Origin of the sequence: Rivularia sp. UHCC 0363 (assembly GCF_034931125.1) — a bacterium.
Taxonomy (GTDB): Bacteria; Cyanobacteriota; Cyanobacteriia; order Cyanobacteriales; family Nostocaceae; genus Rivularia.
Genome location: NZ_JAYGHM010000062.1, coordinates 11,279 through 32,738, shown reverse-complemented (window position 1 = coordinate 32,738; position 21,460 = coordinate 11,279). Strand labels below are relative to the sequence as shown.

General features: G+C 38.1%; 15 protein-coding genes and 1 tRNA gene. 6 read left to right on the top strand and 10 right to left on the bottom strand.

Annotation, left to right across the window (positions count from 1 at the left end; all coding sequences use genetic code 11):
• Positions 1 to 371: 371 nt before the first annotated feature.
• Both VB797_RS27010 and pcrA read left to right on the top strand, forming a co-directional pair.
• Positions 372 to 1,412, top strand: a complete 1,041-nt coding sequence (locus tag VB797_RS27010; protein ID WP_323240854.1) for a methyltransferase — start codon at positions 372 to 374, stop codon at positions 1,410 to 1,412.
• 574 nt (positions 1,413 to 1,986) lie between these two features.
• Positions 1,987 to 4,344: a DNA helicase PcrA gene (gene pcrA, locus VB797_RS27005; protein ID WP_323240853.1), complete on the top strand. Its 2,358-nt coding sequence runs from the start codon at positions 1,987 to 1,989 to the stop codon at positions 4,342 to 4,344.
• Between the two features lie 128 nt (positions 4,345 to 4,472).
• Here pcrA and VB797_RS27000 read toward each other — a convergent pair whose 3' ends face one another.
• A complete protein-coding gene (locus VB797_RS27000; protein ID WP_323240852.1) occupies positions 4,473 to 6,407 on the bottom strand; it encodes a pentapeptide repeat-containing protein in 1,935 nt (644 codons plus the stop codon).
• 333 nt (positions 6,408 to 6,740) lie between these two features.
• Here VB797_RS27000 and gshA point away from each other — a divergent pair, with 333 nt between their 5' ends.
• The 4 genes from gshA to VB797_RS26980 all read left to right on the top strand — a co-directional run bounded on the left by gshA (position 6,741) and on the right by VB797_RS26980 (position 11,713).
• Complete coding sequence (gene gshA / locus VB797_RS26995; RefSeq protein WP_323240851.1) at positions 6,741 to 7,880, top strand: glutamate--cysteine ligase; 1,140 nt, start codon at positions 6,741 to 6,743, stop codon at positions 7,878 to 7,880.
• 261 nt (positions 7,881 to 8,141) lie between these two features.
• Positions 8,142 to 8,603, top strand: coding sequence for a tRNA (cytidine(34)-2'-O)-methyltransferase (locus VB797_RS26990; protein WP_323240850.1), 462 nt, complete (start codon positions 8,142 to 8,144; stop codon positions 8,601 to 8,603).
• An 830-nt stretch (positions 8,604 to 9,433) separates the two neighbouring features.
• The gene (locus VB797_RS26985) at positions 9,434 to 11,449 is read left to right on the top strand and encodes a peptidoglycan DD-metalloendopeptidase family protein (protein ID WP_323240849.1); all 2,016 of its coding nucleotides are present in this window, start codon (positions 9,434 to 9,436) and stop codon (positions 11,447 to 11,449) included.
• 190 nt (positions 11,450 to 11,639) lie between these two features.
• Positions 11,640 to 11,713, top strand: a tRNA-Met gene (locus VB797_RS26980).
• A gap of 227 nt (positions 11,714 to 11,940) precedes the next feature.
• Here the strand turns inward: VB797_RS26980 and VB797_RS26975 are convergent.
• From VB797_RS26975 to VB797_RS26935, 9 genes are all read right to left on the bottom strand, one after another.
• Complete coding sequence (locus tag VB797_RS26975; RefSeq protein ID WP_323240848.1) at positions 11,941 to 12,678, bottom strand: amino acid ABC transporter ATP-binding protein; 738 nt, start codon at positions 12,676 to 12,678, stop codon at positions 11,941 to 11,943.
• Between the two features lie 93 nt (positions 12,679 to 12,771).
• Positions 12,772 to 13,896, bottom strand: coding sequence for an amino acid ABC transporter permease (locus VB797_RS26970; RefSeq protein ID WP_323240847.1), 1,125 nt, complete (start codon positions 13,894 to 13,896; stop codon positions 12,772 to 12,774).
• A gap of 101 nt (positions 13,897 to 13,997) precedes the next feature.
• Positions 13,998 to 14,909 (bottom strand): ABC transporter permease subunit, encoded by a 912-nt coding sequence (locus VB797_RS26965; protein ID WP_323240846.1) that lies wholly within the window; start codon positions 14,907 to 14,909, stop codon positions 13,998 to 14,000.
• Between the two features lie 32 nt (positions 14,910 to 14,941).
• Positions 14,942 to 15,979: an amino acid ABC transporter substrate-binding protein gene (locus VB797_RS26960; RefSeq protein WP_323240845.1), complete on the bottom strand. Its 1,038-nt coding sequence runs from the start codon at positions 15,977 to 15,979 to the stop codon at positions 14,942 to 14,944.
• Between the two features lie 228 nt (positions 15,980 to 16,207).
• Positions 16,208 to 16,810, bottom strand: a complete 603-nt coding sequence (locus VB797_RS26955; RefSeq protein WP_323240844.1) for an RloB family protein — start codon at positions 16,808 to 16,810, stop codon at positions 16,208 to 16,210.
• Positions 16,803 to 18,098, bottom strand: coding sequence for an ATP-binding protein (locus tag VB797_RS26950; protein ID WP_323240843.1), 1,296 nt, complete (start codon positions 18,096 to 18,098; stop codon positions 16,803 to 16,805). Before VB797_RS26950 ends, VB797_RS26955 begins: the two co-directional genes overlap by 8 nt.
• A gap of 146 nt (positions 18,099 to 18,244) precedes the next feature.
• Positions 18,245 to 18,625 carry a hypothetical protein gene (locus VB797_RS26945; RefSeq protein WP_323240842.1) on the bottom strand — a complete coding sequence of 127 codons (381 nt, stop codon included), beginning with the start codon at positions 18,623 to 18,625 and terminating at the stop codon, positions 18,245 to 18,247.
• Positions 18,626 to 18,952: 327 nt separating this feature from the next.
• Positions 18,953 to 20,734: a S8/S53 family peptidase gene (locus VB797_RS26940; protein ID WP_323240841.1), complete on the bottom strand. Its 1,782-nt coding sequence runs from the start codon at positions 20,732 to 20,734 to the stop codon at positions 18,953 to 18,955.
• 176 nt (positions 20,735 to 20,910) lie between these two features.
• Positions 20,911 to 21,291, bottom strand: coding sequence for a hypothetical protein (locus VB797_RS26935; protein ID WP_323240840.1), 381 nt, complete (start codon positions 21,289 to 21,291; stop codon positions 20,911 to 20,913).
• Between the last annotated feature and the right edge of the window lie 169 nt (positions 21,292 to 21,460).

The window sequence follows — 21,460 nt, the reverse complement described above, 5'->3', positions numbered from 1 at the left end:
AGAAGCAAAATAATTGAGAAACACTGAATTGACAAATGCTGTAGTATTTCAATTTATACAAGGGAAGATTTTATCGATCAAGAACCTACTGATTGCCCGCAAAATATTAAATTTTCAATAACTCTACAAAATTATTACCGCTTTCGGAAATATGTGCAATGTTCGCAATATAAAAATTTAATTCAAAAATGTAAATTACAGGATTTTAGTAGAAATTTAACCACATCTGGACTTATTTATAAATAAGTGTCTATGCTGTGGTTTATGTATCTTAAAACTGCCGTAATCGGCAAAATCATCACCTATGACATCGAAACAATAGGTAAGAAATAGCTCGAAAATAAAAATTGTTCGCATGGAGAACTAAAATTATGTTGGGAACTGCGTCTGCTTCTATTAATAAACTTGCTCAAGGAATTTATGGCTACTGGCAAAGTCAGTGTCTTTACGTAGTCACAAAATTAGGCATACCTAACCTATTACATTCAGAACCAATGAATGTAGAAACCTTAGCACAAAAGACTTGTACGAAAGCAGAAAACCTCTATGTCGTTCTCCGCGCTCTAGCTCATTTAGGGGTATTTCTGGAAAAACCCGGACGTGTGTTTGCAGCAACAGATCTCTCAGAACACCTTGTTACGAATAAAGAACCTTCTCTGGGTCATTTCTTAATGCATATTACAGAACCGAGTATGTGGAATGCTTGGAGGGAACTAGAGAATTCCTTGAAAACTGGGGAAGTCGCTTTTGAGATAGCGCATGGTCAAAATTTCTACAATTCCTTTATGACGGAAAATGCAGATAGTAAAGCTTTGTTTAAAAATGCTATGAGCTTTTTGACAAATACGGCGATTGAATCGTTATTTGAAGCTTATGACTTTAGTCAATTTGATACAGTTATGGACGTTGGAGGCAATCAAGGGACATTAATTGCTCATATTGTTAAAAGATTCGGCTGCAAAGGTATATTATTTGACTTGCCAAATGAAGTTGAGGCATCTGCGGCTTTTCTAGCCACACAGGGAATCGACGCAGATGCAGTGCAAGTTATTGCTGGAAATGCCTTGGAAGAAATACCAAAAGGTGCAGATGCGATTGTAATGAAGTATTTCCTTTCTGTATTCAACGTTGAAGACACGATTTCGTTACTTACTAAGTGTAGAGAGGCTTTACCGAAACATGGCAAAGTGTTGCTTCTCCAAACATTGGTACCACCTCTGGGTGCGCCGGTAGAGTATTCAGATGGGACTGTCCCGGCTCTTGCAGCAGTTCAAATGATGATCACTAATCCGGGGGGTTACTGGCGTACAGAACAAGAATACAAGGAATTGTTTGAAGCCAGCGGGTTTAAACCAGAAAAAGTCATTCACACGGGAAATTCCTTGACTGTCATGGAATTTAGTAAGTCGTAGTTTGTCCTTCTTGTAAAAAACAAGACTTGATACAGAATAAGCGCGTAAAACAATAATTAGTTTCCGAATTGAACGAGAATTAATTAAATTCAATCTTAAAAACAGCAAATGCGAACTGAGAATTACATAAATTTCTCTTTCTCACTTGCTGTTATTTTAATCATAATTTTAAAACAATAGGAATGGCCGCAACTGGCATATTTTGGTCGTAGGGTGCTGTGACACTTCGCTTGATTTCTAACGCAATAATAAGGTTTATGTGTCACGCACCGTTCCCTCAGTCTTGTGACAATTGCGGCCATTCCTGAACAAAAGTATCCAAAAGTAAAAATAAAATAGCTAAGTCTTGTAAGTGCTTAAAATAAAACTGCGATAAACTCTTATACTAATAAATATCCTGGCTGTTTATAACTACAATTTAAAACAGATTTTCTACCCGCAAGCAACAAATTTAATTAGTTAAATCTCAGTAATATTGTAACGTTAACAATATAAGACCGCTGTATTGATATAAAAAAAGTATATTGCTGCATGAAGACGGTCTGTATTTTAATCCCGCTTACTCCTCACGCTCATGACAACAACCACCGACTCTTTAAGTCACCTCAACCCCCATCAACGTCGCGCTGTCGAACATTTTTGCGGTCCCTTGCTAGTTGTTGCTGGCGCGGGTTCTGGTAAAACACGAGCGTTGACCTACCGCATTGCTAACTTAATTACCGAACATAAAGTTAATCCGGAAAATATCTTAGCGGTTACTTTCACTAACAAAGCCGCACGGGAGATGAAAGAACGTATTCAAAAACTATTTGCCGAACAAATGGCAATGACGGAGTTTGGCGAACGTTACGATTTATTAACAGAATACAATCAGGTAAAGCTAAAATCGAAAGTTTATAAACATATTATCAAGGATTTGTGGTGCGGTACTTTTCATAGTTTACTTTCTCGGATTTTGCGTTTAGATATTGATAAATACCAAGATGAGAAAGGACGCACTTGGAAACGTAATTTTTCGATTTTTGATGAATCTGACGCTCAAAGTTTGGTTAAAGAAATTGTTACCAAACAGTTAAATCTCAGCGATAAAAAATTTAATCCCCGTTCCGTTCGCTACACCATTAGTAATGCCAAAAATCAAGGTTTGTCGCCGCAAGAATATGAAAAGGAAGAACCAAATTATAAAGGAAGAGTAATTGCAGAAGTTTATAATTGCTATCAAGATAAATTAGCAGAAAACAACGCTCTGGATTTTGACGATTTAATTTTAGTTCCGGTAAGATTGTTTCAGCAAAATGAACAGATTTTGGGTTATTGGCACAATAAATTCCGCCATATTTTGGTAGATGAATATCAGGATACAAACCGTACTCAATACCAATTGATTAGCTTACTATCTACCTACGGGGAGAATAGAAGCCAGTGGAATTGGCAAAACCGTTCTGTGTTTGTAGTCGGCGATGCAGACCAGTCAATCTATTCTTTTAGAATGGCTGACTTCACTATTCTGCTCGACTTTCAGCAAGACTTTGGTGATGGTTTGGAAGATGATGATACCCGTTCGATGGTTAAATTAGAAGAAAACTATCGTTCCTGCGAAAACATTCTTGAAGCGGCAAACTATTTAATTGAAAATAATACCCAGCGGATTGATAAAGTACTCAAAGCGACGCGGGGTCAAGGCGAACAGATTTACTATTTTAAAGCAGATGACGAAGTAGCTGAAGCTGATTTTGTCATTAAGAAAATTTGTGCTTTGGAGAAAGACAATCCCAATTTAAACTGGGGAAGTTTTGCGATTCTTTATCGGACTAACGCTCAATCTCGTCCGTTTGAAGATATTTTAGTCCGGAATAGCATCCCTTATACCGTAGTTGGGGGATTGAAATTTTACGATCGCAAAGAAATTAAAGATGTTTTGGGTTATTTAAGAGCGATCGCTAACCCCGCAGATACTTTAAGTTTATTAAGGGTAATTAATACACCCCGACGCGGTATTGGTAAAGCTACTATCGACAACTTAACAAATGCCGCTCAAGAATTGGGTATAAGTTTGTGGGAAATACTTAGTGATGAGACATCAGTTAATACTTTAGCAGGACGTTCGTCAAAATCGGTAAATAACTTTGCCAAAATGATTGGACGCTTGCAGCAAGAAGCTGAAAATATTACCGCATCGGAGGTTTTACAAGCTGTTTTAGATGAATCCGGTTACGTCCAAGACTTGCAAAACCAAGGAAACGACGAAGCAGAAGACCGAATCCGCAACGTTGGGGAACTTTATAACGCAGTGCGTCAATATGAAGAAGAAGCTGAACAAGACGCTTCCCTTGCCGGATTTCTTGCTAGTACTGCTTTGAGTTCCGATTTAGATAACGTTAAAGAAGGGCAAACGGCGGTATCTTTAATGACGCTGCATTCTTCTAAAGGATTGGAATTTCCCGTAGTCTTTTTAGTCGGATTAGAGCAAGGATTATTTCCCAACTATCGTTCTATGGACGACCCAGCCGCTTTAGAAGAAGAACGTCGTTTATGCTACGTCGGTATTACTCGCGCTCAAGAAAGATTATTTTTGTCCCACGCACGAGAACGCAGACTGTATGGAACCCGCGAACCCGCAGTGCGATCGCAGTTCCTCGACGAGTTGCCCAAGGAGCTATTAGCTACTCAGTCACCTCGTAGTGTTACTTATACAAATAATGGCGGTCGGACTTCAGCTACTTACGATAATGGCTTTGAGAATAAAAATAACGATACAGTAACCGCATTTAATTGGCAAGTTGGCGATCGGGTAATGCATAAATCATTTGGAGCAGGTGAAATAACTCATATTTTTGGTGCGGGAAACAAAGTTTCTGTAGCTATCAAATTCCCAGGTTTAGGTCAAAAAATCATCGACCCCAGAGTTGCTAAGCTACAAAAAATGGAGTAGTTCAATTATCAATTAAGTACTCGTGCAAAATAAATTAAACATTTCGTCTGGGGAGGGAATAGGGAAGGTTTATATAATTCACGAGTAATTATATAAATAATGCAGGCGTTAGTACTTATTACTACTGTTCATTGATAATTGTCTCTTCTGACTCTTTCCCAATTCTTAGCTTCCTGAATTTGTTCTTCAGTAAAATTTTTGCTTTGTGACAGGTCTGCTATATCCAAGTTCGCATCTTTGAATTTGGTTCCTTTGAGATTAGCTCTATAAAGGATTGCTCCTTCAAGATGGGCATTTTGCAAGTCAGTTTCCTCAAGGTTAGCTGCTTCCAAGTTAGCTCTGTAAAGGTCGGCAAACTGTAGATTTGCGGATGTTAGGTCTGCTAATTTTAAATTAGCTTTTTGTAAATCGGCTTTTTGTAAATTAGCTCCCACTAACTTCGCTGATTGCAGGTTCGCTCTGTAAAGGTCTGCTACTTGTAAATTAGCTCGATGCAAATCGGCTCTATAAAGACTGGCTTCCCTAAGAAAAGCGACTTTGAGATTAGCGTCTAAAAGGTCAGCTTCATCAAGATGACTGTATCGGAGGTCTGCTGCTTCTAAATTTGCTGCTTTGAGATTAGCTTTGCGAAGATTAGCTTTTTGTAGATTAGCTCTTTGAAGTTTCGCGCAACTTAGGTCAGCTTTTTCTAAGTTAGCTTCTTTAAAGTTTGTGACTATAACTTCTCCAAATACAGTTAACTCCCTTAAATCTGCCGCGATAAAAATAGTTCCTTTCAGGTTGGCTTTTTCAAAGTTAGCTCCTTTAAGATCTGCTTCTTGGAAAGTCGCAGCTTCAAGATTGGCTTCCTGAAAATTAGCTTGCTGTAGTCTAGCACCACGTAAATAAGCGTGCTGTAAATTTGCACCTGTTAAGTTGGCTCTTTGCAGATTGGCTACTTTTAGATATGCTCCTTGGAGATTAGCTCCTTGGAGATTAGCTTCCTCCAAAGTAACTTCTAATAGATCGGCTTTTTGGAGATTGCTATATTGTAAATCCGCTTGTTTTTGAAATTCGGCTTCTTTGAAATCGACTCCTTCCAAATTAGCTTTTTCAAAGTTGGCTCCCTGTAATTTCGCTCCCCAAAGGTTTGCTTGTTGTAAGTTAGCTTGCTTTAAAATAGCCCCCTGCAAATTAGCTTCTTTCAAATTGGCTTTTTGGAGGTGAGCTTCACTTAAGTTAGCTTGTTGCAAATCAAATTGACTTAAATCTCGACCTTCAACTGTCCTATTTACCAACTCCCAAACTAATTTCCATTTTTCATTGAGTTGAGTTTCCACACTCATTTGACTATTTTTGAAATTAACTCCTTCTAATGCAGCATTACGAAAATTCACACCGCAAAGGTTCGCATTTCTAAGATTAGCTTGCTGGAGATTGGTGTTTTCCATTACAGCTTCCCACATATTGGCTCCTTCAAGATCGGCTCCTTGAAGATTAGCTCCTTGAAGATTTGCTGCTTCGAGATTTGCTGCTTTTAAAATAGCTCCCCGTAGGTCGGTTCCAGTCAAATTTGCTTTATACAGATTGGCTTCAATTAAGTTTGCTTCCTGTAAATCATATTGACTTAGATCGCGATTTTCGAGTGGCTTATTTACCACTTCCCAAATTAGTTTACACTTATTTTCGAGTTGAGTATCCTTACTAATATGACTATTTTTGAAATTAGCTTTTGCAAGTAAACTTTCTCGCAGATCCGCACCACGTAAATCGGCTCTCCTAAAAGAAACCGAACGAAGATTACAACTGTAAAGATTAGCTTTACTTAAATCCGCTTCAAAAAAGTAAGCTTCTTGTAGATCGGCAAACTTCAGTGTCGCACCATGAAGATTAGCTTCTTGGAAATTAGCTCTATTAAGACAAGCTTTCTCAAAAATTGCTCCTTGGAGGTTAGCTCTAACAAAAGTTGCTCCTTCTAGATTTGCATTTGTAAAATCTTTACCACGCAAGTCTTGATGGTCGAAGTTTCCACCAGCTAAATCTTGACCTTTATAAGAGGAAGATTCGGAATTATCTTCTAACATATCTCAGTAATAGATAAGCCTACACCGAAATTTTGATACATAATCCTGATAAAATCAGCCCGCGTTCAATACAAAAAGATTAAAGGTTAGGAGTTGTAGCATTTTTGATTAATATTACTTCTATATTTTATTTTCCGAATTATTTCTTAGGGAGGATAAAACTTCAACTGTATTACGGATAGCTACCGATGAAAGTAAAATTCATTAAGTAAAATTGACATCATTTATAATTTATTTATAATTTCTATTTCTCCCGATAGCTATCCAAAGGTTGATGCGTCCTTTCGTCGCTTTAGATACAATTTAAAAGTAAAGAGAGCGAGGAGAATTTTTGTGGTGCTATCAAAAGGTTTTGAGATTGAGATGTATACTGGTACCCCTCAAGGTGACATCGTTGGTCTCTCTGACAAAATTACATCTGAATTAGATGGATTCATGCGGGAACCGGATAGCCGCAATGTTGAATATATAACCGCTCCATTTTTTGACTACGAACAGCTTTTGTGCGGTCTATTATGTCCTAGGTTGAAGTTAAGAAGATATCTTCAAGAACTAGGTGATTATACTTTGATACCTGGTAGTACTTTGTCACTGGGAGGAAGCGACAAGTTTTTGCGTTCAGATCCCGATAGTCCTTATCACGAATATATCGAACAAACTTACGGGACTAAAGTAGTTACAGCCAGCGTTCATATTAATGTAGGCATCAGCGACCCCGAAATACTGATGCGGGCTTGTCGGATTATCCGTTTAGAAGCACCTTTATATTTAGCTTTAAGCGCTTCATCTCCCTTTCTAGATGGTAAAGCTACTGGATACCACTCCACCCGCTGGGGTCTTTTTCCACAAACTCCTACATCCGTGCCTTTATTTGCCAGCCATGCAGACCATATTAGCTGGGTAGAACAGCAGTTAGAACTTGGGACAATGCAAAATGTGCGACATTTATGGACATCGGTTCGACCGAATGGCGATCGCCGTCCTTATGACCTCAATCGTCTGGAATTACGAATTTGCGATTTAGTTACCGATCCCATTGCATTATTAGCAATTTCAGCTTTCTTAGAAGCACGTTTGTTGCAAGTAATTGAGAACCCCAACATCGATCCCCTGGTAAAAAGTAGCTTCTCTCCCGAAGAATTAATCGCAATTACAGCCCAAAATGAAATTGCCTGTGCAACCTCCAGCTTAGATGCTCAGCTAACTCATTGGTTTGATGGCAGAACTATTACAGCCAGAGATTGGATTAACGAACTTTATGAAAGTGCAACAGCGATCGCTAAACAACAGGGCTTTGGATGTTTCCTTTCACCGTTACAAAAAATCCTTCGCGAGGGGAATCAAGCTCAAAGATGGCTGCAACTTCACAGCTTAGGAGTCAGCAGCCGGAATGTGATTACTCAGGCTATTAGCTCTATTCAAGAACGAGAATTAGAACTAGAAGATAAATTGTGTTCGTCAATAGTTGCTTAATCCCACTTTCTGTTTTTCTTAGAAGATGCTATATTCTGCCAGAAATAGAGGAGTTTACTTTGACGAAAACTTTACTATTTCTTCACTTTCTTTTTAAATAGTCTTCATACAAGGATTTTAAGAGTATTTTTGTTAGTTTAGTTTTTGTTATACATTGCCGTGGCTTGACAGATATTAATAAAAACTATATGTGTCTTCTATCTTGAGATGGATTTGAAAAAGACGAACGCATTGTTTTTTTATATTTTTGCTTAATCGCCAATGCCACAAATAGTTTTAGTTCATCCGAAAATTCCTCCGAATACTGGTAATATTGCTCGTACCTGTGCCGCTACAGATACGGAATTGCACTTAGTCGGTCCTTTAGGATTTGAAATTACCGACCGTTATTTAAAGCGAGCAGGCTTGGATTACTGGCCCTATGTAAAGCTGCATTATCACGAATCTATAGAAGCATTCCAACTCTTGCATCAGCAACGGGGAGGAAGACTCCTAGGATTTAGCGTTAGGGGTAGTTTAAGTTACGTTACTTTTGATTACGAACCCAGTGACTGGCTGCTATTTGGTAGTGAAACTACTGGTTTACCCAGCGATATCTTGTCAGCCTGCGATGCAACTCTTTATATTCCGATGAAAGAAACGAACGTCCGCAGTTTAAATTTATCTGTAAGCGTTGCTGTGAGCCTATTTGAAGCCCGTCGTAAGTTAGGTTACTTAGAGTGATTTTGCGCTCTTTATTCAGCTAAATATGGATTGCGGCATTCTACTTAAGTATTTATGCTTGGGAATGAAACAAAATATTGATTTTATTGCTTTTTTCTCAAAAAAAATACTCAATAAACCGGGCAAGCAAATGTAATAAATACAACTTGATTTTTGCTAAAGTCTGGAATAGCTAGTAGAAATACTTACGTATAATCCTATTTAAACATAAGAAATTTGTATCTATGATTTCAGGTATTACCCGAATTAAATCATAGATTTTTGTTAACTGGAATTATCCCGATAACTCTAGTCAGTTGGGGTAAAGTTTGTCAGAACAAGCGATTGAGCTTCTGTTGCCATGCAAGATACTTTTTTGCAGCGTAAACGTACTTGCGAGTAAATACGGTTGTACTTTATGGAAAAATCAACGTAAAGTCTCGGTTGGGAAGATGGAATATAGTGCGATCCCTGCTTGATATCTTCAACAAGAGATATGCCTATTCCAGAAAATCTCACATTGTTCTGGGGCAAGATTCCAAATATAAAGTTTGATGTTTTCTTGAGACAGACCTGAATGTTCAATATATCTGTATCAAGAAAAACCAAATTTGGGTGTGGGCAGTGTAACAGACAAGTAAGCACAAAAATTTTAATTTTACTAGTACAGTGTTAACTTGTTTAAAACAGAGAACCGGGTTAATCTTGCCTAAGTATCTCTGGTAAATGTGATCTCGATCTATTATTCTGAGTGATCTAAATCATTGACTACTGTTAGATTAAAAAATCGAGATCGGTTAAGCGCTAGTGATCGTAGGAGGTCGTCTTTGAAACGAGCATTGAAGAAGAAAATGAAAGCTGTGTTAGAAAGTGCCATTAATAATAGTGATGCTTCGATGGATCGCAGTAACTTAGTTACTCCACAGATAAAACGTCGGATGCCAAAAGCCGCAATGGTAGGATTGGCAATCTCGATGGGAGCAACCAGTCTTTTCGTGACTCGACAAAGCGACCAAGCCCATGCAGCAGAACCTGTAGGCAATCAAAATACTGCCTCTACAATAATTCCTGCTGCAACTGATGAAATAAAGTTTGCTCCCACACACAAGCAGTCGTTTAATGCTATCTCTAACGATATTGGGGCTAGAATCCCTGCCGTAGTGGAACCAACAGCAATCTCACCAGTAAAAGGGCTTGGAGCTAAATGGGAAGTTGCTTCTAGACTAAAATCTGCTCGGTTTGCAACACAAACACCTGTTGAAAGTGTAACTGCGGCTAACAATAATACAATTTATTCCACACCGCAAGTGGTCGAAGCACAGGTTTTCCCCAAAGCCAGCACCACAGCGAGCCGTGTTTCTAGTAATTTCACAAATTCGACAAAAAGCTTGGGTGCAAGTGAAGCTGTAGCGACATCTGCGACTGCTGAGCTTGAAGCCCAGCAAAAGTTCGCACTTGACCGCTTAAAGCAGAAATCGAACCGCTTAAAAGCAAGTTTGAACAAGCTGCGTTCGACTCCTGTTGAAGATGTAAAGCAAGTTGCACTAACAACGCAGTCGGCAACTCAAGTTGAAGAAATATCAACTACAAGCACCGATCTAACTGCTAGCCAAAACAAACTTGTATCCGAATTAAAGCCGCAAACTACTGTAGTGCAGTCACAACAGGCAGTAACGGTACCAACACCAGTTGTACCAACTTTAGCAGCACCAAATACCATTGCTGCAGCGCACCTTGTTAAGCCTGGAGATACCCTAGCTAAAATTGCTAGCAATTACGGGACTTCAGTTTCTCAATTGACTAAGACAAATCATTTGTCTAACCCCAATCAACTAAAAGTCGCTCAAAAGCTGATTGTTCCTGCTCAAAATAATAGCGGTAGGGTAGCAATTAACCAACTCAATCAAACTTCTCCAACAGAAGAAGCTGTAACGATTGATAGTTCCGAGAAAAATCTAAATTCTTTTGGTGTAGGTGGTGACACCCCCGTACCAACAGTATTTACAGAAATGCAACTCGCTGACAGACGTAACGCTTTAGCGAGTAAAGTTTCCAGAAATGACCGTCTTCGCAGCTTAAAAGAAGAAATCGAAAGATTGCGGCAGAAATATCGCACCCAACAATCTGGAATAGTCGTACCACAGATCGATCGAAATACAAACTCAGTATCTGTTCCCGTCAACAGACCTGAATCAGCTTCTATACCCATTCCGATTACAAGATCTACAATAGGCAAATCTTCGGTACCAATTCGCGTTGCTAGACCAAATACAGCATCAGTACCGATTCAGGTTCCAACACCGAACCAAGACATTAACCCCAACTTTTCTCGCGACCGGGGTATTAGAGTAGCGACACCTCCTGCAAGCTTCAACGATCGCTCTCAATCTTCCTCCGTCGTCCGAACAACAGTATCTCCACAGCTACCCCCGTTGGCAGCAGTTGATAGATACTTACCTAAAATGATTGACGAATCAATTCCACCTTCAAAAGGTTATATATGGCCTGCTAAAGGTGTTTTCACTTCTGGCTACGGTCCTCGTTGGGGAAGAATGCATAGAGGTATTGATGTTGCGGCTCCTGTAGGTACTCCCATTCATGCTGCGGCTGATGGTGTAGTTATATCTGCTGGTTGGAACCGTGGTGGTTATGGTAATTTAGTTGATATCCGTCATCCGGATGGTACGGTGACTCGTTACGCTCATAACAGCAAACTAGTAGTAACCAAAGGTCAGGAAGTTCATCAAGGACAACAAATTTCCTTAATGGGTAGCACCGGCTTTAGTACTGGTCCTCACCTGCACTTTGAAATCCGTAAAGGTGGTACAGAAGCAGTTAACCCCATCGCTTTCCTTCCACCCCGCTAATAATTTCTGTTTGTGTAGCATCTAGATAATTGTCTTGGAAGGTTGAGGGAGTATGTCTCCCTCTTTTGCTTTCTGTAGGGAGTAGGGAATAGGGGTTAACTTCTTAATTATCTACTTAGGAAAAAATTAATCTGTTCTGATGCTAGTCAAGATTTTATTTATATGATATATTGGCAAGTGAAGAAAATTTGGCTCAGTAGCTCAGTTGGTTAGAGTAGGGGACTCATAAGCCCTTGGTCGTGCGTTCGAGTCGCACCTGAGCCATTTAATTATTTATATGACCGGAAATCATAGGGTGCAAGCCCCTAAATTATATTTATGGGGTTAGCCCCTTAAAGGACAATTCATTGTCCGTCAAACTTCTTTCTGATTAGCAACATATTGTTTTATTATCGGCTCTTTCTAATTCTTCCTCGCTCATGAATTAATTGGTAGATGGTACCCATGTTCTAATCATAAGATGTAATAAGCCAGTGTTTGTAGCTGTTTTTCTAAAGAATTTGGGATAAAAATTTACGAGTTCGTTCTTCTTGTGGATGGGAAAAGAAGTTATCGGGTGTAGCTGCTTCTACGAGAGTTCCCCCATCCATCAAAACTACGCGATCGGCAACTTCGCGAGCGAATCCGACTTCATGGGTTACGACTACCATTGTCATTCCTTCACTAGCGAGGTTTCGCATCACATCGAGGACTTCCCTCACCATTTCTGGGTCTAAAGCCGAAGTGGGTTCATCAAATAACATTATTTTAGGCTGCATTGCTAAAGCTCTGGCGATCGCAACTCGTTGTTGTTGTCCTCCCGATAGCTGTCCGGGGTATTTCTGCGCTTGTTCTAAGATTCCGACTCGTTCTAATAGCTGCATTGCTAATTCTTCGGCTTTGGGTTTTGGTAATTTACGTACCCAAGTAGGTGCTAAAGTAATATTTTTAATTACGCTTAGGTGAGGAAATAAATTGAATTGTTGAAACACCATTCCCACTTCACGACGAACTGTTTCGATGTTTTTTAAATCGTGGCTGAGTGTAACACCATCAATTTCGATTTTTCCTTTTTGGTATTCTTCCAAAGCATTAAAAGTACGAATAAAAGTTGATTTACCCGAACCACTAGGTCCCATCAATACAACAACTTCCCCACGATTTACACTTAAACTCACACCCTGAAGAACGTGGAATTTACCATACCATTTATGAACATCTTCGGCGATTATTATTGGTTTTTCTGACATAGTGGTAATTGGTAATTGGTAATGGCAAGAGGAGGACAAGGGGATAGGGAGATGGGAGAAAATTATTAATTATCAACTTCACATTCCTAACTCCTAACTCTTAACTTCTAATTTCCGAGATGCAAGGGACATTGAATAACAAAATATCCAGTAAATTAAGCCGATAAATAAATAAACTTCTGCATAACGACCTAAAAATTGTGGTTGTGCTAATATCGAACGCGCAATTCCGGTGAGTTCGAGTAATCCAAATAAAGATAATAAAGAAGTATCTTTGAAAAGTCCGATAAATTGACCGACAATTGCGGGGATAACTGCACGTAAGGCTTGCGGTAGTACAATTAACAATAATACTAAAGCTGGATTTAATCCCAATACTTTGGCAGCTTCAACTTGTCCCCTCGGTACTGATTGCAATCCTCCTCTAACATTTTCTGCCATATAAGCAGCGCTAAATATTATTAATCCAGCGACACCACGCAATACTCTATCTAAACGAATTGGTAAAAATAATGGCAGCATTACTTGAGCTAAAAACAAAATTCCAATTAACGGTAATCCCCGGATAATTTCAATATAAAGGATGGAAAACCACTTGACTACGGGTAAATCGCTGGTGCGTCCTAAAGCAAGTAAAATTCCGATGGGAAAGGATAGTAAAATACTTATTGCTGCCATTAACAAAGTTAAAAGCAAACCATTCCAATCAGAGCTTGATACCGATCGCAATCCCAATCCACCACCAATTAACCATAAAATTATCGGGAAAGATAGCAACCATCCGAAAGCTAAATATGGTGTTATGAGTTTGGCGAATTTTTTACCCAGATAATAACTAATAATTGCTGAAATTCCGATACCGATTAACCACAAACGGGAGTTTAAATCAGTTGGGAAGATTATTAATAAAATACCAAATAAGAAAGCTGTAATTATTACCGTTATTTTTGGTAAATTTTCTTTTGCTGAGAATACACCGATAGTTATAAAAGTGAGTGTAGAAGCAATTAAACTTGAAATCCAAACTCGTCGATCTAAAGATTGCGGATATCTACCAACCACAAATAAACGTAAGTTAGCTTCAACAACCTGCCATTGTGCTTGAGTAATTACCCACTTCAGAAGATTCCATCCGCAGAAGAATATAATTACTACGCAAATTATCGTTAATAAACTGTTGTACCAGGTGCTGAATAAATTTTTACGAAGCCAAAGCATAATTTAGTTAGGAGTTAGGAGTTGAAAGTTAAGAATTATAAGATTTTGGATTAGGATTTAGGAGCTAGGAATGAGGAGTTATTACACCTTTAACCTTTGACCTATCTTTCTCTAATTTGCACGCTTCTATTAAACAAGTTCATCACTAAGGAAATAGTTAAACTAAAGATGAGATAGGTAAGCATGATTAACAACATTACTTCTACCGCTTTCCCGGTTTGGTTAAAGGTGGTGGAAGCAACAAAATAAATATCGGGATAACCAATCGCGATCGCTAAACTGGAGTTTTTAGTTAAGTTTAAGTACTGACTTGTTAAAGGTGGAATAATTACCCGTAGGGCTTGAGGGAATATCACCAATCGCATGATTAACCCAGGTTTTAAACCTAGCGATCGCGCTGCTTCCCATTGTCCTCTCGATACCGATTGAATTCCACCGCGCACTATTTCGGCGATGAAGGAGCCTGTATAAAAGACTAAACCAATTAATAAAGCAGCTAGTTCTGAAGAAAATTTTATTCCTAAAACTTCTAAACCACTTTGACTTAAGTAAATTAATCCTCCCAGCGAGATTTTATTATTAACATTAGGTAAATTCAGAAAAACCGCAGAATACCAAAATAGTAATTGTAAAAGTAACGGTGTATTGCGAAATATTTCTACATAAACTAAAGCTATGTTTCGCACCAACCAGTTATCGGAAAGTCTTGCTATCCCCGCACCGATTCCCATGATAGTAGTCAGGATAATTCCCGCTACAGCCACTCGCAATGTATTTAGTAAACCCACCCATAAAGCCCGACTGTAATCGTCGGTAGGTTTATAAGCTATGGGAGTTTCCCCGATATCAAAAGAAGCTTCCTGCTGGAGAAAATCAAACCCAAATTGTATACCCAATCGCTGCAAATTACGGCTAACATTAACAGATAAAATCGATACAATAGTTATCGCTAAAATCACTGCAATAACTTGTGTCGCAATTCGCCAAAATCTTCTATCTCGCCAAAAAGACATAAATCAATTATCGGTGATTAACTATTCATTGTTTACCGAAATGGTGGAGAATATAATAATCCGCCTTTTGTCCAAGGTTGATTGCGATTGTCGCGGGGTAGGTTGAGTTTTGTTTTGGAACCGAGATTGCGATCGTAAATTTCGCCGTAGTTTCCGACGTGCTTGATGATTCTGGCACCAAAATCTTTAGGTAGACCAGCCCCTGTACCTAAATCTCCTTCAATTCCTAGTAAACGTCGAACTTCTGGGTCTTTAGTGCTAGTTTTCAACTGTTCTACGTTCTGCGAGTTAATACCTAATTCTTCCGCTTTAATAGTTGTATTTACGATCCATCTTACGGCATCGCCCCATTTTGCATCCCCGTCTGCTACTGCTGGTGCTAGGGGTTCTTGCGATAGAGCTTGTTCTAAAATTAGATGGTCTTCTGGTTTGGGTAAAGTAGTCCGTCGCGAAATTAACTGCGATTTATCAGATGTTACCGCATCACAGCGTCCTTGTTCGTAGGTCGCGTAAGCGGTATTAATATCTTCAAAAACTACAGATTTGTAGGTAATTCCACGTTTTCGCATTTGGTCGGCTAAATTCTGCTCGTTAGTGGTTCCAGTTTGGGTACAGATTGCTTTACCTTTGAGATCTTCCAAGGATTTAATATTACTGCTTTTACGTACCATCATCCCTTGACCGTCGTAAAAAACCACGGGTGCAAAGTCCAGACCTACAGAAGTATCTCGGCTCATCGTCAAGGTAGTGTTACGGCTGAGAATATCTACTTCCCCGGTTTGGACTGCGGTAAATCGTTCCTTAGCGTTGAGATTGCGGAATTCTACTGCATCTGGATTGTCAAATAAAGCTGCTGCGATCGCACGACACACATCCACATCAAGACCGCTATACTTACCGCTAGCATCAACAAAGCTGAAACCAGGTAATTGTCCGCTAACTCCGCAGATTAAGTTATTACGGCTTTTGACAGCATTTAAACGGCTGTTACTTTTTGTGGTTGGTTCTGGAACACAGGAAGATATGGTAAGTAAGAGAGGTAAAGATAAAAGTAATTTTAATTTACGCATTAAATAGTTACATACACTGAAATATTACTTAGTAAACAATATCAGATAGTTCTGAAGTCGGTAAATTCTCTTTTCTGCAATATTTTCGGATAGCCCTTACTATCTACGTGGGCTGGACTGTTCTGTTCTTGTTGAAAGAAAAAATTTAAAGAAAAAAACCTTACTAGACGCTCTCGTTCGCAGAGGGAAGAAGTAAGGAGAGATTTTCGTTCATGAAAATGGCTATCATTATATGAATCTATTCAGTTCTTGCACTAATAGATGTACCGTCGTAGAGGGGTTATTTTCGACTGGATTATAAGGATCATATTGTTTTAACAGAGTTGCAGCGTTTTTAATAGCGGTAGGTTGCTTATTAAATAATTCGTCGTAAATTGTTTCGCTATTCTTTTTATATTTATTACCAAGCAGTGATTTTAATTTTTTTAAATAAGCACTTCGAGGAATACCAGTATTAAGGAATTCAAAGTGTAGAACGTACCATAATTCAAAAGCTTCATTAGAGTAAGCTACTTGAATTCCTTTATCGGCCGCATTTTTAATAGCATTATTAAAATCTTCTTTGGGAAAATCGTCGCGGTCAAAAACGCACCAAACTTGGTCGTAATCTTCTTGTTTGCTTAGTTCCTTAGCAATTTTGACTATTCTACTAGGATTTTCACCAAAGCCCTGCACGTCTATTTCAACAACATTCTTCGGAACGCGAAAACTTCTAAAATAATTGGGTTCAGTTTTTTCTCCTTCGCATACTATTAAGAAACTTTGTCTAACTTCTCTAGTTTCAACTTTTCTAGATGAATATCCACGAGTATTTCTTTTATTTTTAGACATGGGAATCAACTAAATGACTCAAATCTCCAATATATGGAATTGCACCATACTTACCTTTGATATAATCGCTTTCAAATGATGCATCGTTGCGTATTTTGTATTCTGCTAAAGAATATAAATCTGTTGCTCCGTATCTATTTTTTTCAGTAAACCAAATTTGGTCGCGACGAAAAAGTTTATTGCTAAGTAAGTTAGTATCGTGAGTCATGAATATCAGTTGAGCATTGTTGGGATTGGCTTCTTTTGAATTAAATAAACTAACAATTGCAGTCGTTATCAAGGGATGAAGTCTTGCATCAAGCTCATCAACAACGAGAATATCACCTTCCTTAAGTGTCTTTATTAAAGTTCCAGCCAAAGTAAAAAGTTTTTGTGTTCCTTCCGATTCATGACTTCTGAAATCAAATTTTTCTATTGATTGATCATTTCCATTTTTATCAAATTTTTTATGTATAGTCTTAATTGAAGCAGTTTGACCTCTTCTAATTTCAAGAGTAAGATGCTTTACTCTATCAGTCAAATTATCATTTACTATATCATTTGTGAAATTTCCTTTTTCAACTTGAATATCATCAATTCCCAAATCTAACTTTTTAATTAGTTTAACAATATCGCTCTTATTTTCATTATTCATCAAACAATCAATAGTATAAGTAAAAAGTAATGGCTCCCAAAGTTCAGAAATCATACCAAGCTTACTAATTACCCATCCTAAAATTTCTTCTGCAAACCCAACATTAAATTGAGCAGAAACAGATAAAAATAATGCATTATCTCTTGTTCTTTTTTGAATACCGCTTGCTTCATAACTTTTAGATATTTTAAAACTGTTTATTTTACGCTCGAATAATTTGGTTTCCCTAACTTTGGGGACATAATATAACCACTCTGAAATAACTTGTTCTTGATTTGCTTCAAAACCATATCTATATCTTTTTCCATCCATCAAAAATACCAACTCAAAATAAGATGGTTTATCTTCTGTCTCCGTACTGAGTCGAAAAGGTTCTACATCTATTGGATCTGTACTTTGGGTTTCTCTGGATGAATTAACCATAAACCATCTCATAAAGCTTAACGCTTTGGCAAGGTTGCTTTTACCGCTAGCATTTGCTCCATATATCGCAGCACTTTTAAGCAGCTTCAACTCTTTGTCTACTGCAAAAACATTGTTTTCATCTAATTCTTTATCTTTTGCGACAATATTAGCTGCCACCATACTAAAAGTGACTCGCTCTTTAAACGATCTGTAATTGCCGACACTAAATTCGATGAGCATGACTTGCATCTTAAAGTTCAAGTAGAAATTTGTGAAATAATCACAAATTTCTACATTAAGGATACTTTAATTGAGTTGAAATGGTCAAAAGTCACTCTTTACAACCCCTTGTGATTATTGCTACTTTCTTTAGCTTCAGATGAAGGGCTGTATTCTTAACTCAATTTATATCTCAAAAACAATCCTTCTTCATCTTCTTTGACAATTTCATAATTGTTTTTCAGCAAATTATTTAGCTTCTTTGCTAATGCAATTAAAAAGCCGATAAATAATATAATTTCTGGGACAATTAAGACTTTTATTCCTACAATTAAAAATCCAAATGCCATTAAATTCGTTAATAATGTAAATCCAATAATTAAACCAACGCTGGCAATTGTAACTATATTATTGTATTCTCTATCATTTTCAAAGCTGAGTCTTTCGATGAATTTCCCTATATCTGTAGCTAATTCCGCATCAATTACAACGATTTCTTCTATTTTATTCATAAGAGCTTCTTTTAATTGCTCTTGAGTACTTACTACTGCAACCACGATTTTTTCTCCTTCTAAGAAATGATTGATTTGCGGAGGAGGCTATTTTAAATTATTCAGTTTGTTGAAGCTTATATGAATGATTCTAGCTTTTTATAAACTGCTTGATGGTTGGGAATATTACACTTAAATATATAGTTTTGATAGTTTAAATAATTTGATTTATACTATTTATAGGAATTTTTTTACTCGCAACACGTTTTAAAATTACCTATTAATAACTATTTATTCATTCCATTCTCGTTACAACCCAAATAAAAAAGACGTAAAATTTTACGTCTCTACATTATGAAGGTGTATCCTTGTCTCCGCTCTCCCCCTCTCTTCCTAATTTTCCAATTTCCGATTCAAGTTGTCCGAAACACCAAGATTCAACAACATATCGCGCATTTCCTTCCCAGAATCGGATGGTTGAACTGCTAAAGTCTGAAATTCTCTAGTTGCAGGTTGTTGCCGATCGCCTTTATCTTGATTCAAGGATTTAGCAAATTTTTCGTACAATTCCCGATTAGCAGCAAAGTAAAAGGATAACTCCTGTCCGACTTCTTTCAATCTCTTTGGTAATTCTGTCTCGGTGGTTTGTAATAATTCTGCAAGCTGAGAATTCAAAGAATTAATGCTCATTTCTTCTTCCTGCGGCTCAAATAGATGCGCGAATGTATCTAATTCCCCGCTTTCTACAAGTGTATGCTGTTGCAATGCAAAAGCTGGCGGAATCACCGACCGATTTACATTATCCGGTAGCGGTGCATCTAATAACTTTGCAGCATTCACAATACCCGCTCCATACCGATTCGGCTTCCAATTAGGAGGAACATCACAAGTATCTCGCAGCAGTTGATTGAAAATAAACGGAATTTTTTCTGCACCATAGCGTTGAATAAGCCGATCTCTTCCGTGATACGATAACCATAATGCTGCAACACCTGCAACTAATGGTGCAGAAAAGGAAGTACCTTCACCTTGGTCTATTCTATATTTCAAATTGCCATTTTCTTTGACGCTTCTGGCATACCAAACACCTTTTCCTGGTGCGCTCACATCAACCTTTTTCCCCCGTGATGCACCCCACCAAATTTTACCTTCAATGGTACTCCCGCAAACTGCAATTACTTCATCATATGCAGCCGGAAATATCACATAAGGAACCCAGGTTCCTGATGCGGCAATAATAATTACACCCCGCTTTTGTGCGTAAACTATTGCACTCCGCAACCGTTTATTATAAAAACCCGCTCCCAAGGAAATGGAAACTATATGAAAACCTTTATCGGCTGCATATTCAATTGCTTGAGCTAAATTGCGATTGCTCAAAAGTACCACCGAGTAAGATATCCGTAGCGGAACCAACTTTGCACCGGGAGCGACACCAGTAACGTATTTACCATTATCATAATTGGCTTGCGCTCCTGGAGGACTAACCATTACGCTCGCAGTTGATGTACCGTGACCGGGATTATTTACAAGTTCCGTATCCGATTTTTCCAGGGGATCTGTTTCATCTTCGTCGGAGCCAACAAAATCATAACCTTCTTCTAACAGCAAATTATCCACAATTTCTGGATGTGTCGTATAACCAGTATCGGGATGAGCAATAATTATTCCATGTCCCGGTGGTTTATTCGGGTCGGGGAAATATCGCTCCCATGCTTGAAAAACTTTAAGTTCCTTCAAAGTCCAATTTACATCGTTGGTTTGAAGTTCACCTTGCTTCCTGCTAGCAACAAATAAATCTAACAAACGGTCTAAAAACGAAAAAATCAGATCCAGAAGAGAAATATCACGCTTGGTTGGTACTAACTCCGCTTGCAGTTCAACTTGTTTCTCCTGCACCGGAACCGTGAATAATGGTTCCACATCAACTACACCAGGTTGCGATCGCAGTTCATAAGTCTTGTCCCAAGCTTGTTTGCTCGATAACGCATCATCGTGAAGAATTATTTCAAATTCGGTCAGATTATCGCCGATTTGCGTTACCTTCCAACCTTCCCCAAGTATTTTAACAACAACTTCTTGACATCTGTCCTCTAAGTCAGGCATCACCATTTCTATAAAAAAGCCTTCAAACTTAGGATTTAAAGCTTCTTTTTCGGTTTGTTGATTGGACATAGTTATTTATTAATAGTTTTATATTGACTGCTGTTAACAGCAAGTCTCTTTATCTATCAACTTAAAAGTATGTCTTTACGGAAAGGTTATCAAACATCCACCAGTAAAAAATATTATTTCTTTATTAAGATTATTATTACTTCTTGCCATTCCCAATTATCCATTCCCATTCCCATTCATTCAATAACAGAATCTAAAGGTTCGCAAAAATCCGGTATACCTTGCTTGAAAACATATAGTAAAACCGGAGTTGCCAATATAGTCGGAAATGTCGGATTTTTTTGGATTTGTTCCATCAACTTGTCTACAGAACCTTCTAATAAATCCGCACGTAATTCTGACTGACAAATTAGCGATCGCCATTTTCGAGCCAAACTATCTAACCATTCAGAATTCTCAATTTCTGGCTGTTGTCCCGCTTTAATAGCCAGCGTCATTGTTGCATCTTCCAAGTCTCCGTCACAATCTTCAATCAAATCGAGCGCTTGCATTGCTTGAGGATAATTAGCAAATGTAGAGCGAAACTTGGCAATTTCTTGTGTTGTAACTGTAGTCATAAAAATATTGTATTATCAAACAATCCTACAATATATCCGGTACAAAGCGTTAACCAAAACATAAATTGGATATAACCTAACGGTCTACTTGCTCAATTGCTCCTTCGTCAGTTTAAGATTACCGATATAATTTATTTCTCCTCCTACTCCCTGCTCCCTACTCCCTATT